At 66.5% G+C, this 14,848-nt stretch carries 12 protein-coding genes; 7 read left to right on the plus strand and 5 right to left on the minus strand.

Features of this window, described 5'->3' with window-relative positions:
* Positions 1 to 112: 112 nt before the first annotated feature.
* Positions 113 to 2,161, minus strand: coding sequence for an elongation factor G (gene fusA / locus J2T47_RS00165; RefSeq protein WP_253441389.1), 2,049 nt, complete (start codon positions 2,159 to 2,161; stop codon positions 113 to 115).
* A gap of 913 nt (positions 2,162 to 3,074) precedes the next feature.
* Between fusA and J2T47_RS00170 the strand changes: the two genes are divergently transcribed.
* Positions 3,075 to 3,392 carry a heavy metal-binding domain-containing protein gene (locus tag J2T47_RS00170; protein WP_253441390.1) on the plus strand — a complete coding sequence of 106 codons (318 nt, stop codon included), beginning with the start codon at positions 3,075 to 3,077 and terminating at the stop codon, positions 3,390 to 3,392.
* Positions 3,393 to 3,577: 185 nt separating this feature from the next.
* Here the strand turns inward: J2T47_RS00170 and J2T47_RS00175 are convergent, their stop codons facing one another.
* From J2T47_RS00175 to J2T47_RS00190, 4 genes are all read right to left on the minus strand, one after another.
* Positions 3,578 to 4,621, minus strand: a complete 1,044-nt coding sequence (locus J2T47_RS00175; RefSeq protein ID WP_253441391.1) for a threonine aldolase family protein — start codon at positions 4,619 to 4,621, stop codon at positions 3,578 to 3,580.
* A gap of 75 nt (positions 4,622 to 4,696) precedes the next feature.
* Positions 4,697 to 5,122: a hypothetical protein gene (locus J2T47_RS00180; RefSeq protein WP_253441393.1), complete on the minus strand. Its 426-nt coding sequence runs from the start codon at positions 5,120 to 5,122 to the stop codon at positions 4,697 to 4,699.
* 119 nt (positions 5,123 to 5,241) lie between these two features.
* Positions 5,242 to 5,922 carry a hypothetical protein gene (locus J2T47_RS00185; RefSeq protein WP_253441395.1) on the minus strand — a complete coding sequence of 227 codons (681 nt, stop codon included), beginning with the start codon at positions 5,920 to 5,922 and terminating at the stop codon, positions 5,242 to 5,244.
* Positions 5,923 to 5,987: 65 nt separating this feature from the next.
* Complete coding sequence (locus tag J2T47_RS00190) at positions 5,988 to 6,515, minus strand: hypothetical protein (RefSeq protein ID WP_253441397.1); 528 nt, start codon at positions 6,513 to 6,515, stop codon at positions 5,988 to 5,990.
* A gap of 237 nt (positions 6,516 to 6,752) precedes the next feature.
* Between J2T47_RS00190 and glyA the strand changes: the two genes are divergently transcribed.
* The 6 genes from glyA to J2T47_RS00220 all read left to right on the plus strand — a co-directional run bounded on the left by glyA (position 6,753) and on the right by J2T47_RS00220 (position 14,575).
* The gene (gene glyA / locus J2T47_RS00195; protein ID WP_081519121.1) at positions 6,753 to 8,006 is read left to right on the plus strand and encodes a serine hydroxymethyltransferase; all 1,254 of its coding nucleotides are present in this window, start codon (positions 6,753 to 6,755) and stop codon (positions 8,004 to 8,006) included.
* A gap of 114 nt (positions 8,007 to 8,120) precedes the next feature.
* Entirely contained in the window at positions 8,121 to 9,371 is a 1,251-nt protein-coding gene (locus J2T47_RS00200) for a sarcosine oxidase subunit beta (RefSeq protein WP_253441399.1), read from the plus strand.
* Between the two features lie 131 nt (positions 9,372 to 9,502).
* Positions 9,503 to 9,829 carry a sarcosine oxidase subunit delta gene (locus J2T47_RS00205; protein ID WP_253441401.1) on the plus strand — a complete coding sequence of 109 codons (327 nt, stop codon included), beginning with the start codon at positions 9,503 to 9,505 and terminating at the stop codon, positions 9,827 to 9,829.
* Positions 9,829 to 12,849: a sarcosine oxidase subunit alpha gene (locus J2T47_RS00210; protein ID WP_253441403.1), complete on the plus strand. Its 3,021-nt coding sequence runs from the start codon at positions 9,829 to 9,831 to the stop codon at positions 12,847 to 12,849. The genes J2T47_RS00205 and J2T47_RS00210 overlap by 1 nt, the downstream gene beginning before the upstream one ends.
* A 177-nt stretch (positions 12,850 to 13,026) precedes the next feature.
* Positions 13,027 to 13,662 carry a sarcosine oxidase subunit gamma gene (locus J2T47_RS00215; RefSeq protein ID WP_253441405.1) on the plus strand — a complete coding sequence of 212 codons (636 nt, stop codon included), beginning with the start codon at positions 13,027 to 13,029 and terminating at the stop codon, positions 13,660 to 13,662.
* Positions 13,663 to 13,717: 55 nt separating this feature from the next.
* Entirely contained in the window at positions 13,718 to 14,575 is an 858-nt protein-coding gene (locus J2T47_RS00220) for a formyltetrahydrofolate deformylase (RefSeq protein WP_253441407.1), read from the plus strand.
* Positions 14,576 to 14,848 lie beyond the last annotated feature (273 nt).

The raw sequence follows: 14,848 nt of genomic DNA on the forward strand, positions 1-14,848 counted from the left end.
ACCCGCATGCCACGTGGCTTTGGCCTTCTCCACGGGCACGCCGGACAGGCACGCGCGAACGCCCAGCAACGGGCCTTTCAGCGCACCGGCTGCGACGACTATCCACATTCGCTCAATCTTCTTCCGGGACTGCCTTGTAGCCGCTGGACAGGCGTTGCTGCACGTCCTGTGGGACGGCGCTGTAGTGGCTGGAGGAAAGGCTGTAGAGGCCCTGGCCGGCGGTGATGGATTTCAGCCGGTTGGCATAACCATCCAGCTCCGCCAACGGCACCTGCCCGCGCACCAGCGCAACGCTGGCCGACAGCGACTCGGTGCCCAGTACCTGGCCGCGGCGGCCGGTGAGGTCGGCGGTGATGTCGCCCAGATGGGAATCCGGCGTCGTCACCTCGATCTGCATCACCGGCTCCAGCACGATACCGCCAGCATTGCGCAGCGCATCGAGCATGGCCTTGCGCCCGGCGGCCTGGAAGGCGATGTCCTTGGAGTCCACCGAATGGCTCTTGCCGTCGAACACCGTGACCTTCACGTCCTCCACCGGGAAACCGGCCAGCGGCCCGGCCGCCAGCGCCGAGCGCACGCCCTTCTCCACCGAGGGGATGAAGTTGCCCGGGATCACCCCGCCCTTGATCGCATCGATGAAGGCAAAGCCCTCGCCGCGCGGCAGCGGCTCGATGCGCAGGAACACCTCGCCGAACTGCCCTGCCCCGCCGGTCTGCTTCTTGTGCCGACTATGGCCCTCGGCGCTGCGGGTCGCCGTCTCGCGGTAGGGCACGCTGGGTGCGCGGGTCTGCACCTCCAGCTTGTACTGCCCGGCCATGCGCTCGAGCAGGTAGCGCAGGTGCAACTCGCCCATCCCGCGCAGCACGGTCTCCTGGGTGGCGGCGTTGTAGTCCAGGCGCACGCAGGGGTCTTCGGCCTGCAGGCGCTGGAGGATTTCCGCCAGGCGCTGCTCGTCGCCTCGGCGGCTCGCTTCGATGGCCAGGCCCTGCATGGGCGTGGGGAAATCCAGCGGTTTGAGGTGGATGTGGTCCTCGTCGTGGGAATCGTGCAGCACCACGCCGTATTCCAGTTCGTCGACCTTGCTCAGGGCGCCGAAGTCACCGGGGATCAGCCAAGGCGCTTCTTCGTGCTTCTTTCCCTGCAGGCGCAACAGATGGCCGACCTTGAACGGCTTGCGCCCGTCGCCGGCGAACAGCGGCATTTCCCGGCGGATGGTGCCCTGGTGTACACGGAATACCGCCAGGCGACCGACAAAGGGGTCGATCACCACCTTGAACACGTGGGCCAGCACATGGGCGGCCGGGTCCGGGCTGGACTTCACCGGGTGCTCGGCGCCTTTCCCGTCGGTGCGCAGGAACAGCGGCGGATTGCCCTCCGTGGGGTTCGGCGCGAGGCGCGCGAGGATATCCGCCAGCTCCGGCACCCCGGCGCCAGTACGGGCGGAGACGAAGCACAGCGGGATCAGGTGGCCTTCGCGCAGGGCGCGCTCGAAAGGCTCATGCAGCGCCTCGGGCGCCACCTCGCCCTCCTCCAGGTAATGCGCCATCAACGCCTCGTCGACCTCCACCACCTGGTCCACCAGCGCCTGGTGCGCTTCGGCTACCGAGGAGAAATCCGCCTCGCCGTCGGGATTGAAGAAACAATCCACCACCCTCGCGCCGCCCCCGGCAGGCAGGTTGATGGGTAATACCTCCTTGCCGAACGACTCGCGCAAACCCGCCAGAAGGCCCGGAAGGTCGATGCGCTCGGCGTCGATCTTGTTCACCACCAGCATCCGGCACAACCCGCGCTCGCCGGCCCAGTCCATCATGCGGCGGGTGCTCAGCTCGATGCCGTTCTGCGCATTGACCACCACCAGCGCGGTTTCCACGGCCGCCAGTGCCGGCAGCGCATGGCCGATGAAATCGGGATAACCGGGCGTATCGATCAGGCGGACTTGCGCGCCCTCATGCTCGAAGTGCACCAGGGCGGCGGAGAGGGAGTGATGGTACTCGCGCTCCAGCGGGTCGGAGTCGCACAGGGTGTCGCCGCGCTCCAGCGAGCCCATGCTGGGAATGGCGCCGCTGTGCTGCAGCAGCGCTTCGGCAAGCAGGGTCTTGCCGCTGTCGCCATGGCCGACCAGGGCCACGGTGCGGATCTGTTCCACCGAGTAACTGGACATGCTGAATCTCCCGCCCCCAGGGTGATTGAAGTATAAGCAGCCGGCCCTGCGCTCCTGGACAAATATTGACCAGCCCGGCGCGAGCCAGAGCCAGCGCGGCTCGCAGCGATCCATCCACAACCCGCTCACAAGTTCCCGGCAGAACGCTGCACAGCCGATGTGGAAAACCCGCCGAAAATCCCCTGAAACCCAGTAACGGCGCGACTTTCATCAATTGGTCAAAAAACGTACTAACCCGACAGGGGCGCGCCGCGCGTGGCCTGCAGCGTTCTGGGTACAGGTTGTCCACACCTTCTGCGAGGTTCGCCCCACAGGCATTGTGGAAAGTTTCATGCACCCCGCACCGCTGGGGAAAAGTGACTGTGGATCAGTCGTTTGCGCGCACCGCTGATCAATCCTTGAACAAGCCTGCAGAAGCCGCGCCGGGCGTGGCATGGGTGATGTTTTCCACAGGTGGCGCACAAGTGGGTCAACACAAACCGGGGATAGCGGTGGAAAGATCGTGCACAGAAATTCCGCCGCAATCGATACACAGCCCCGCAACTCATTGAAAAAGCGTGATTGATCAGAAAACAACCAGCTTCAGGGAAGCCCCGCGCCATCAGCTTTGCAGGCACCTCCCAACAGTTTTTCCACAGGTTGGACAAGCTTGCCTCCACAGTGGCTGTGGAGATCTCCAAAACACCCCATGACCCGGCTGAAAGCCACGGATTACGTGGATCTTGTGAAATTTATCGGCGATTCCGCGCCGTTCATCAAAGTGCCACGGCGCTGTCATTTTCCACCCGGTTGTCCACAGCTTTATCACAAGGTTGCCCCCGGATTTTCGGCAAATGCTGAAACACAGCCGGTGCGGCCTTCGACAGGGTGCGGGGCTATGCTGGATTTCCACCCCGGCAGAGGAGCCAGTCCCATGATCCTGACCACCACACCCACCATCGAGGGCAAGACCATCCGGGAATACCGCGGCATCGTCGTGGGCGAGGCGATCCTCGGTGCGAACGTGTTCCGCGACCTGTTCGCCGGCTTGCGCGACATCATCGGCGGCCGCTCCGGTGCGTACGAGAAGGAACTGGGCAGGGCGCGGGAGATCGCCTTCGAGGAACTGCAGGAGCGCGCGCAGGAGCTGGGCGCCAATGCCGTGGTCGGCATCGACCTGGATTACGAGGTGGTGGGGCAGAACGGCAGCATGCTGATGGTCAGCGTGAGCGGTACGGCGGTGCGTATCTGAAGCCGGAGGTCGCTGTAGGAGCGCGCCATGCGCGCGATCGCGGGCCTGGCCCGCTCCTACAGGCATTGGTCAAATTTTGAGCAGAGTGGTGCAGGCCATGCCAACCGTGGCCTGCAGGGATTCATCCACAGGTTGGGGACAGGTTGCGCGAGCAACCGTCCCCAGCGCCTGGGGACAACTCAGGCTCAAGCGCCCATCACCTTACGAATGTCGGCCGCCAGCTCCTCGACGCGGGCGATCTCGGTATCCCACGAGCACATGAAGCGCGCGCCGCCGGCGCCGATGAAGGTGTAGAAGCGCCAGCCCAGCTGGCGCAGGGCCTCAAGGGCGGTCTCGGACATCTGCAGGAACACCCCGTTGGCTTCCACCGGGAACATCAGCTGTACGCCCGGTACGTCGGCGACGCGTTCGGCCAGCAGTTGTGCACAGCGGTTGGCGTGGCTGGCGTAATGCATCCAGGCGTCGTCCTGCAGCACGCCAACCCAGGGCGCGGCGAGGAAGCGCATCTTCGAGGCCAGCTGGCCGGCCTGCTTGCAGCGGTAGTCGAAGCCTTCGGCCAGTTCACGGTTGAAGAACAGGATGGCCTCGCCCACCGCCATGCCGTTCTTGGTGCCGCCGAAGCAGAGCACTTCGACGCCGGCCTTCCAGGTCAGCTCCGCCGGGGTGGCGCCAAGGAAAGCGCAGGCGTTGGAGAAACGCGCGCCGTCCATGTGCAGGTGCAGGCCCAGCTCACGGCAGGTGGCACTGAGCGCCTGCAGTTCGTCGGGGCGGTAGACGGTGCCGACCTCGGTGGCCTGGGTGATGGTGACCACGCGCGCCTTCGGGTAGTGGATGTCCTGGCGCTTGCCGGCGATCTCGCGGATCGCTTCCGGGGTCAGCTTGCCCTGGGCATCGGTGCGCGCCAGCAGCAGCTTGGAGCCGTTGGAGAAGAACTCCGGCGCGCCGCACTCGTCGGTCTCGACGTGGGCGGTCTCGGCGCAGATCACGCCGTGGTAGCTCTGGCACAGCGCCGCCAGGGCCAGGGAGTTGGCCGCGGTGCCGTTGAAGGCGAAGAACACTTCGCAGTCGGTCTCGAACAGCTCGCGGAAGTAGTCGGAGGCGCGGGCGGTCCACTGGTCGTCGCCGTAGGCGCGCTCGTGGCCGCGGTTGGCTTCGGCCATGGCCGCCCAGGCTTCGGGGCAGATGCCGGAGTAGTTGTCGCTGGCGAACTGTTGGGTGTTGTCGGTCATGGGCTTGCCTCGGCACTGCACGGAAAGTCAGTCAGCAGCGTAGCGAAATCCCCGCGGCTCGTGCAGCCCGGCAACCTACAGGCGCTGATTCACATAGGCCGAAACGAACTGCCGGGCATCCTGAGTGGCCGAGAGCGCCTGGTCATAGCAGACCTTCCGGCCGGCGGATTCGCCGGGCAGCATCACTTCGCCGCAGTCGCCATGCAGGACCAGGGCGACAGGCTCCTCGTGCGGGGAATGCAGCTTGAACAGTGACTCATCCAGCAGGCTCAGCCCATCCATCCGGTGGATGCGCATGTTCCAGGCATGATCGACGCCGCCAATGCGCACCAGAAACATGTTGGCCCGGCGGGGCCCGACCTGCTCCACCCATACCTTGACGCCGTCGGCGCCGCTGTAGGCTTTGACTTCATGGACCGGCACCGGCATCTGCGTCGCCTGCACGGAAAGCGACAGCAGGGCCGCCAGGAATACCGGCAGGCCTCTCGTCTTGAAATTCATGGTCCTCCACCTCTTCCCGGCGTTGGGGTTGATTAACGACGCCGGGAATTTTCCTAAGAACTAGGCAAGGTGGAGGATCAGAAAGAGGGACGCACCTCTGTCAGAAGTCTCTTGATCGATCAGGGCAGCTTGGTCAGCGCCATCTGTTCGGAGATGGGCACGAACAGCTCGCGCAGGGACTGGGCAGTGCCGCCGTTGGGCTTGTCCGGCGAGGTCATGTTGAGCACGTAGCGGCCCTTGATCAGGCCGGTCAGGCTGGATTCGCCGGCCTTGTCGTCCGGGCCCGGCACGCTGATGGCCAGCGGGTCGCCCATGCGGGTGCTGTCGATCACCGGCAGATACTGCTCGCCGCCGAACTGCGCTGCGGTGCCGTTCTGCAGCGCGGCCTGGCGCGCCTGGTTGAGCAGCGAGACGTTCTTCGCGGTGGTGTCGCGCAGCTTGGCCTGGGCGGCCAGGTACTGCTTGGCGGCCTCGCCCTGCTGGTCGGTACCCGGCGCCGGCAGGCCGGTGTCGGTCAGGGTCACGACCAGGTGCTGGCTGCCGTCGGCCTTGCCATAGACGATGGTGGCATCATCGTAGCCGCACTCGCGGGACAGGTAGGCATAGCCGTAGACGGCCTTCGTCGGCGGCAACGCCTTCTCCAGCACATGGCCGGTGCAGCTGTCGCCGGCCGGGGTGGCCGCGGCGGCGCTACTGGCGGCTTCGGGCGCTTCGGCCTTGGCGGGTTTGCTGTCGTCACCACAGCCCTGCAGCGTCGCGGTGAGCAGCAGGGCGGAAAACAGAGTCAGGGAACGGTTCATGGCGTCCTCGCATTTCGTGAGGGGCGCAGTTTAGTCCCTTGGCCCTGCGGTTCCTATCAGCAGCTTCATTGCGGGGGGTTGCAGACCCAGCGCCCCTGCTTTTCGTCAAAGCCGGCATCGATCACCGCCACCCCGGCGCCGCGCGCTTCCAGGCAGAAGGTCTTCATGAAGGTCGCCCGCTGGCCGTCCCCGGTACTGTCGCGCCCGCCGAGGGTGACGTTGTACAGGCCGGGCTGCAGGGGCCGAGCCGGGACTTTCTCGTGAAAGCCGGGAATCGCCTGGCCGTAGGCGAAGCAGGTGTCGCTGCGCAGCGGCATGCCCTGGGTCGGTTCGATGCTGGCCGCCGACCAGAACGGCTCGTAGGGATCACGCGCGACTTCGATGGAGTGCACCGCCACCTGCCGTTCATCCACCTGCAGCGTGCGGTTGAAGAACAGGCCCGGCGACTTGAATGCCGCGCCGCCGAAGCACAGCGTCCGGCCCTGCACCCAGACCCGCGCGTCGCCGTCGAACAGGCGCGACATGCCCCAGGCCGACAAGGCCGGCGACAGCAGCGCAAGGCACAGCGAACCACATAAGAGGAAGCGCTTCATCGGCAGGGCTCCGCGGGCCGCGCCGTCCTGGCGCGGGCATGTCGCATTCTGACCAGCCGCCGCATGCAATTCCACGCACCCGGTCGCTTTTGCGCCGGTCGCGGCATGTCGCAAACGCACCTACCCGCGACGTGCGCAGGCATCTGGGCTGGCAGGGCCAGTCATACCATCGCTGCCAAGGGGGCCAATTGCGTCCCGTACCGGCCAGGGCGCTGCGGCGCCACAGGGAGACCAGCGATGTTCAGCAAGCAAGACCAGATCCAGGGCTATGACGACGAACTGCTCGCGGCGATGGATGCCGAGGAAGCGCGCCAGGAGGACCACCTCGAGCTGATCGCTTCGGAGAACTACACCAGCAAGCGCGTCATGCAGGCTCAGGGCAGCGGGCTGACCAACAAGTACGCCGAAGGTTATCCAGGCAAGCGCTACTACGGCGGCTGCGAGCATGTGGATAAAGTCGAGCAGCTGGCCATCGATCGCGCCAAGCAGCTGTTCGGCGCCGACTACGCCAACGTCCAGCCGCACTCGGGTTCCTCGGCCAACTCCGCCGTCTATCTGGCGCTGATCAATGCCGGCGACACCATCCTGGGCATGAGCCTGGCCCACGGCGGCCACCTGACCCACGGCGCCAAGGTGTCGTCCTCGGGCAAGCTCTACAACGCCGTGCAGTACGGCCTGAACACCGACACCGGGCTGATCGACTACGACGAGGTCGAGCGCCTGGCCGTGGAGCACAAGCCGAAGATGATCGTCGCCGGCTTCTCCGCCTACTCCAAGACCCTCGACTTCCCGCGCTTCCGCGCCATCGCCGACAAGGTCGGGGCGCTGCTGTTCGTCGACATGGCCCACGTCGCCGGCCTGGTTGCCGCTGGCCTGTACCCGAACCCGCTGCCCTACGCCGACGTGGTCACCACCACCACCCACAAGACCCTGCGCGGCCCGCGCGGCGGCCTGATCCTGGCGAAATCCAACGAAGAGATCGAGAAGAAGCTCAACTCCGCGGTCTTCCCCGGCGCCCAGGGCGGCCCGCTGATGCACGTGATCGCCGCCAAGGCGGTGTGCTTCAAGGAAGCGCTGGAGCCCGGCTTCAAGGACTACCAGGCGCAAGTGATCAGGAACGCCCAGGCCATGGCTTCGGTGTTCATCGAGCGCGGCTACGACGTGGTCTCCGGCGGCACCGACAACCACCTGATGCTGATCAGCCTGGTGAAGCAGGGCCTGACCGGCAAGGAAGCGGACGCCGCCCTCGGCCGCGTCGGCATCACGGTGAACAAGAACGCCGTGCCGAACGACCCGCAGAGCCCGTTCGTCACCTCCGGCATCCGCATCGGCACCCCGGCCGTCACCACCCGCGGGCTGAAAGAAGAACAGTGCCGCGAGCTGGCCGGCTGGATCAGCGACGTGCTCGACCACCTGGGTGACGCCGACGTGGAGGCCAAGGTGGCCACCCAGGTCGCGGGCCTGTGTGCGGACTTCCCGGTCTACCGTTGAGAAATTTCAGCCGTCTGTAGGAGCGAGCCTGCTCGCGATCCCGACAACTCATTCGCGAGCAAGCTCGCTCCTACCAAGAGCAGCCACGGCGACAAGAACAATCAGGAGCACCCCATGCAACGCTACTCCGGCTTCGGCCTGTTCAAGCATTCCCTGAGCCACCACGAGAACTGGCAGCGCATGTGGCGCACGCCCACGCCCAAGCAGGTCTACGACGTGGTCATCGTCGGCGGCGGCGGGCACGGCCTGGCCACGGCCTATTACCTGGCCAAGGAGCACGGCATCACCAATGTCGCGGTGGTCGAGAAGGGCTGGCTGGGCGGCGGCAACACCGCGCGCAACACCACCATCGTGCGTTCCAACTACCTGTGGGACGAGTCGGCGCTGCTCTACGAACACGCCATGAAGCTGTGGGAAGGCCTGTCCCAGGACCTCAACTACAACGTCATGTTCTCCCAGCGCGGGGTCTACAACCTCTGCCACACCCTGCAGGACATGCGCGACGGCGAACGCCGCGTCAGCGCCAACCGCCTCAACGGCGTGGACGGCGAACTGCTCAACGCCCAGCAGGTGGCCGAAGAGATTCCCTACCTGAACTGCACTAAAAGCGCCCGTTACCCGGTCATGGGTTCCACCGTGCAGCGCCGCGGTGGCGTGGCCCGTCACGATGCCGTGGCCTGGGGCTTCGCCCGCGCCGCCGACGCCCTGGGCGTCGACCTGATCCAGCAGACCGAAGTGATCGGCTTCCGCAAGCAGGACGGCGCGGTCATCGGCGTCGAGACCAACCGCGGCTTCATCGGCGCCAAGCGCGTCGGCGTGGTCACCGCCGGCAACTCCGGGCACATGGCCATGCTCGCCGGCTTCCGCCTGCCGATCGAATCGCACCCGCTGCAGGCGCTGGTTTCCGAGCCGCTGAAACCCATCATCGACAGCGTGATCATGTCCAACGCCGTGCACGGCTACATCAGCCAGTCGGACAAGGGCGACCTGGTCATCGGCGCCGGCATCGACGGCTACAACGGCTACGGCCAGCGCGGCTCCTACCCGGTGATCGAGCACACCCTGCAGGCCATCGTCGAGATGTTCCCGGTGCTCTCGCGCGTGCGCATGAACCGCCAGTGGGGCGGCATCGTCGACACCACCCCGGACGCCTGCCCGATCATCGGCAAGGCCCCGGTGAAGAACCTGTTCTTCAACTGCGGCTGGGGCACCGGCGGCTTCAAAGCCACTCCCGGCTCGGGCAACGTCTTCGCCGCCACCCTCGCCAAGGGCGAGCCGCATCCGCTGGCGGCGCCCTTCTCCATCGAACGCTTCCACACCGGCGCGCTGATCGACGAACACGGCGCTGCCGCCGTCGCGCATTAACAACCGCCCGAAGGGCGAAATCTGATGACCCTCTCCCTTCAGGGAGAGGGTGCCCGAAGGGCGGGAGAGGGTGGTTCGGCGAAGTGCCAACACCCCCACGCCACTCGGAAGGAAACTCGGGAGGCTCCACCATGCTGAATATCTTCTGCCCCCATTGCGGCGAGCTGCGTTCCGAAGAGGAATTCCACGCCAAGGGCCAGGCGCACATCCCGCGCCCGCTCGACCCGGCAGCCTGCACCGACGCCGAGTGGGGCGAGTACATGTTCTTCCGCGACAACCCGCGCGGTATCCACCACGAGCTGTGGGTGCACGCCGCCGGCTGCCGCCAGTACTTCAACGTCACCCGCCACACCGTGACCTACGAAATCCTGGAAACCTACAAGATCGGCGAAAAACCGAGCATCACCGCCGAATCCGAGAAGAAAACCGCCGTCAAGCCCGCCGTGGAGAAGGCCTAATGAGCCAGATCAATCGCCTGTCCCGTGGCGGTCGCATCGACCGCAGCAAGTCGCTCACCTTCAGCTTCAACGGCCAGAGCTACCAGGGCTTCGCCGGTGACACCCTGGCCGCCGCCCTGCTCGCCAACGGCGTCGACATCCTCGGCCGCAGCTTCAAGTACTCGCGCCCGCGCGGCATCGTCGCCGCCGGCGCCGAAGAGCCCAACGCCATCCTGCAGATCGGCTCGCGCGAATCCACCCAGGTGCCCAACGTGCGCGCCACCCAGCAGGCCCTGTACAACGGCCTGGTGGCGACCGCCACCAACGGCTGGCCGAACGTGCAGAACGACCTCATGGGGATCTTCGGCAAGGTCGGCGGGAAGATGATGCCGCCCGGCTTCTACTACAAGACCTTCATGTACCCGCAGTCCATGTGGCTGACCTACGAGAAGTACATCCGCAAGGCCGCAGGTCTTGGCCGTGCGCCCACCGAAGTGGACCCGGACAGCTACGACTGGATGAACCACCACGCCGACGTACTGATCGTCGGCGCCGGCCCGGCCGGCCTCGCCGCCGCCCTGGCCGCCTCGCGCAGCGGTGCGCGGGTGATCCTCGCCGACGAACAGGAAGAGTTCGGCGGCAGCCTGCTCGACACCCGCGAGACCCTCGACTGCAAGCCGGCCGAGGAGTGGGTGGCCAAGGCCATCGCCGAGCTGCAGGGCAACCCGGACGTGATCCTGCTGCCGCGTTCCACGGTCAACGGCTACCACGACCACAACTTCCTCACCATTCACGAGCGCCGCACCGACCACCTGGGCGAAACCGCTCCGCTGGGCCAGGTGCGCATGCGCGTGCATCGGGTCCGCGCCAACCGCGTGGTGCTCGCCGCCGGCGCCCACGAGCGCCCGCTGGTCTACGGCAACAACGACGTGCCGGGCAACATGCTCGCCGGCGCCGTCTCCACCTATGTACGCCGCTACGGCGTGGCACCGGGCAAGAAGCTGGTGCTGTCCACCAACAACGACTACGCCTACCGCGTCGCCCTGGACTGGCAGGAAGCCGGTCTGCAGGTGGTCGCCATCGCCGACGCCCGCCCCAATCCGCGCGGCGAGTGGGTCGAGGAAGCGCGCAAGCGCGGTATGCGGGTCATCACCGGCAGCGCAGTGATCGAGGCACGCGGCAGCAAACGCGTGACCGGTGCGAAGGTCGCCTCCATCGACACCTTCCGCCACAAGGTCAATGCGCCCGGTGAGTGGCTGGACTGCGACCTGGTCGCCAGCTCCGGCGGCTACAGCCCGGTGGTGCACCTGGCCTCGCACCTGGGCGGCAAGCCGGAATGGCGCGAGGACATCCTCGCCTTCGTTCCCGGCCTGGCCTTCCAGAAGCGCATTTGCGCCGGTGCGGTGAACGGTGTGTTCCGCCTCGCCGATGCCCTGGCCGACGGCTACCAGGCCGGCAGCCAGGCGGCTGTCGATGGCGGCTTCAAGTCCGTCGCCGGCGAGCTGCCGGTGGTGGCCGAGCGTGCCGAAGACGCCACCCTCGCGCTGTTCCAGGTGCCCCACGAGAAAACCACGGCGCGGGCGCCCAAGCAGTTCGTCGACACCCAGAACGACGTCACCGCCGCCGCCATCGAACTGGCCTGCCGCGAGGGCTTCGAGTCCATCGAGCACGTCAAGCGCTACACCGCGCTGGGCTTCGGCACCGACCAGGGCAAGCTGGGCAATATCAACGGCCTGGCCATCGCCGCCCGCGCCCAGGGCAAGAGCATCGCCGACACCGGCACCACCATGTTCCGCCCGAACTACACCCCGGTGACCTTCGGCGCCGTCGCCGGCCGTCACTGCGGCCACCTGTTCGAGCCGGTGCGCTTCACCGCCCTGCACGCCTGGCACGTGAAGAACGGCGCCGAGTTCGAGGACGTCGGCCAGTGGAAGCGCCCCTGGTACTTCCCCAAGCGCGGCGAAGACATGCACGCCGCCGTGGCCCGCGAGTGCCGCGCCGTACGTGAGTCGGTCGGCCTGCTGGACGCCTCGACCCTGGGCAAGATCGACATCCAGGGCCCGGACGCCCGCGAGTTCCTCAACCGCGTCTACACCAATGCCTGGACCAAGCTGGAAGTGGGCAAGGCCCGCTACGGCCTGATGTGCAAGGAAGACGGCATGGTCTTCGACGATGGCGTGACCGCGTGCCTGGCGGACAACCACTTCGTCATGACCACCACCACCGGCGGCGCGGCGCGCGTCATGGAGTGGCTGGAGCTGTACCACCAGACCGAATGGCCGGAGCTGAAGGTGTACTTCACCTCGGTCACCGACCACTGGGCCACCCTCACCCTGTCCGGCCCCAACAGCCGCAAGCTGCTGGCCGAGGTCACCGACATCGACCTGGGCAAGGACGCCTTCCCCTTCATGACCTGGAAGGAAGGCAAGGTCGCCGGCGTACCGGCGCGGGTGTTCCGCATCTCCTTCACCGGCGAGCTGTCGTACGAGGTGAACATCCAGGCCAACTACGCCATGGGTGTGCTGGAGGCCATCGTCGCCGCCGGCGCCAAGTACAACCTGACGCCTTATGGCACCGAGACCATGCACGTCCTGCGCGCCGAGAAGGGCTTCATCATCGTCGGCCAGGACACCGATGCCTCGGTCACCCCGGACGACCTGAACATGGGTTGGGCGGTGGGTCGCACCAAGCCGTTCTCCTGGATCGGCTGGCGCGGCATGAACCGCGCCGACTGCCAGCGCGAGGACCGCAAGCAGCTGGTAGGCCTCAAGCCGACCAACCCGATGGACCTGCTGCCCGAGGGCGCGCAACTGCTGTTCACCCCGCAGCACAGCATCCCCGCGACCATGGTCGGCCACGTCACCTCCAGCTACATGAGCAGCAGCCTGGGCTACAGCTTCGCCCTGGCGGTGGTGAAGGGCGGCATCAAGCGCCTGGGGGAGAAGGTCTACGCCCCGCTGCCGGACGGCCGCGTGATCGAGGCGGAAATCTGCAGCTCGGTGTTCTACGACCCGAAAGGCGAACGGCAGAACGTGGATTGATCGGAGTGGGGTTCGCCCCTCTCCCCCGCCCTCTCCCTGAAAGGAGAGGGAGTGACTGAAGCTCCCGGATGGCACGGTGCGTGAAGCGCACTCGGATATCCCCTCTCCCTTCAGGGAGAGGGTCAGGGAGAGGGCAGACAGGCTTCCAGGGCGCACGACGCCCCAAGGTGAAAACGAATGAGCAAGGCAAATCTCTACGAGCAACGCCCCGCAGACGGCATCCAGGCCGAGTCGCCCCTGCACCACGCCGAGCTGGACAAGCTCGCCGCGCGCAAGCTGGCCAATGCCGGCGTGACCCTGCGCGAGAAGAAATTCCTCGGCCACCTGACCCTGCGTGGCGATGCCCACGACCCGGCCTTCGCCGGCGGCGTGCACAAGGCCCTGGGCCTGGAGCTGCCGGTGGCCCTGGGCCTGGTGGCCAAGGGCGAGACCTCGCTGCAGTGGCTCGGCCCGGACGAGTGGCTGCTGATCGTCCCCGGCGGCGAGGAATTCGCCGTCGAGCAGCGCCTGCGCGAGGCGCTGGGCGAAGAGCTGCACTACTCGGTGATCAACGTCAGCGGCGGCCAGACCCTGCTGGAGCTCGAAGGCGCCAAGGTCCGCGAAGTGCTGATGAAGTCCACTGGCTACGACGTGCACCCGAGCAACTTCCCGGTGGGCAAGGCGGTGGGTACGAACTTCGCCAAGTCCCAGCTGGTGATCCGCCATACCGGCGAGCACACCTGGGAACTGGTGGTGCGCCGCAGCTTCTCCGACTACTTCTGGCTGTGGCTGCAGGACTCCTGCGCCGAGTATGGCCTGCAGGTAGCGGCGTAACAGGCGTCGATTCACCCCGTCGCACCGGCGGGGGGAAATCCTTCGGAGTCAGACCATGAGCCGCACCCCCGATACCTGGATCCTCACCGCCGACAGCCCCAGCCTGCTGGGCACGGTGGACGTGGTCACGCGCTACCTGTTCGAGCAGAGCTGCTACGTCACCGAGCACCACTCCTTCGACGACCGCCTGGCGCAGCGTTTCTTCATCCGCATCGAATTCCGCGCCGGCGACGGCTTCGACGAAGCGGCCTTCCGCGCCGGCCTCGCCGACCGCGTCTCGCCCTTCCAGATGAACGTCGAACTGACCCCGCCGGGCTACCGCAGCAAGGTGGTGATCATGGTCTCCAAGGCCGACCACTGCCTGAACGACCTGCTCTACCGCCAGCGCATCGGCCAGCTGCCGATGGACGTGGTGGCGGTGGTCTCCAACCACCCGGACCTGGAGCCGCTGGCACGCTGGCACGGCATCCCCTACCACCACTTCGCCCTCGACCCCAACGACAAGGGCGCACAGGAGGCGAAGGTCTGGCGGGTGATCGAGGAGACCGGCGCCGAGCTGGTGATCCTCGCCCGCTACATGCAGGTGCTGTCCCCCGAGCTGTGCCGCCGCCTGGACGGCTGGGCGATCAACATCCACCACTCGCTGCTACCCGGCTTCAAGGGCGCCAAGCCCTACCACCAGGCCTACCAGAAGGGCGTGAAGCTGGTCGGCGCCACCGCCCACTACATCAACAACGACCTCGACGAGGGCCCGATCATCGCCCAGGGCGTCGAGCCCGTGGACCACTCCCACTACCCCGAGGACCTGATCGCCAAGGGCCGCGACGTGGAGTGCCTGACCCTGGCGAAGGCCGTGGGCTACCACATCGAAAAACGCGTCTTCCTGAACGCCAACCGGACGGTGGTGCTGTAACTCTACCGCTCCGTGGGGCGCATAACGCCACAGACGTTATGCGCCATGACACTCCGAACGGCGGATGGATGGAGCTCATCCGCCCTGCGTTTCTGGAGCGGCCGGTGAAACCGGTGCCCAGCCGATGTACCGAACAAGCCCCCTCTCCCTTCAGGGAGAGGGTTGGGGAGAGGGTCCTGAGCCCGCTCCCAAGCACCGAGCAACACCGACAGACCGCCGGCTGCCAATCCCCCGGCCCTGTCGCGCAACACACGACATCCCAGTGCGAACCGC

The organism is Pseudomonas nitroreducens, from assembly GCF_024170165.1.
In the GTDB taxonomy this organism is placed as follows: Bacteria; Pseudomonadota; Gammaproteobacteria; order Pseudomonadales; family Pseudomonadaceae; genus Pseudomonas; species Pseudomonas nitroreducens_C.

What these genes read in the sequence shown, in the direction of transcription:
- fusA (WP_253441389.1), bottom strand. Translation starts at nt 2,161, where the DNA reads ATGTCCAGTTACTCGGTGGAACAGATCCGCACCGTGGCCCTGGTCGGC.
- J2T47_RS00220 (WP_253441407.1), top strand. Translation starts at nt 13,718, where the DNA reads ATGAGCCGCACCCCCGATACCTGGATCCTCACCGCCGACAGCCCCAGC.
- J2T47_RS00170 (WP_253441390.1), top strand. Translation starts at nt 3,075, where the DNA reads ATGATCCTGACCACCACACCCACCATCGAGGGCAAGACCATCCGGGAA.
- J2T47_RS00210 (WP_253441403.1), top strand. Translation starts at nt 9,829, where the DNA reads ATGAGCCAGATCAATCGCCTGTCCCGTGGCGGTCGCATCGACCGCAGC.
- J2T47_RS00190 (WP_253441397.1), bottom strand. Translation starts at nt 6,515, where the DNA reads ATGAAGCGCTTCCTCTTATGTGGTTCGCTGTGCCTTGCGCTGCTGTCG.
- J2T47_RS00205 (WP_253441401.1), top strand. Translation starts at nt 9,503, where the DNA reads ATGCTGAATATCTTCTGCCCCCATTGCGGCGAGCTGCGTTCCGAAGAG.
- J2T47_RS00180 (WP_253441393.1), bottom strand. Translation starts at nt 5,122, where the DNA reads ATGAATTTCAAGACGAGAGGCCTGCCGGTATTCCTGGCGGCCCTGCTG.
- J2T47_RS00175 (WP_253441391.1), bottom strand. Translation starts at nt 4,621, where the DNA reads ATGACCGACAACACCCAACAGTTCGCCAGCGACAACTACTCCGGCATC.
- J2T47_RS00215 (WP_253441405.1), top strand. Translation starts at nt 13,027, where the DNA reads ATGAGCAAGGCAAATCTCTACGAGCAACGCCCCGCAGACGGCATCCAG.
- J2T47_RS00185 (WP_253441395.1), bottom strand. Translation starts at nt 5,922, where the DNA reads ATGAACCGTTCCCTGACTCTGTTTTCCGCCCTGCTGCTCACCGCGACG.
- J2T47_RS00200 (WP_253441399.1), top strand. Translation starts at nt 8,121, where the DNA reads ATGCAACGCTACTCCGGCTTCGGCCTGTTCAAGCATTCCCTGAGCCAC.
- glyA (WP_081519121.1), top strand. Translation starts at nt 6,753, where the DNA reads ATGTTCAGCAAGCAAGACCAGATCCAGGGCTATGACGACGAACTGCTC.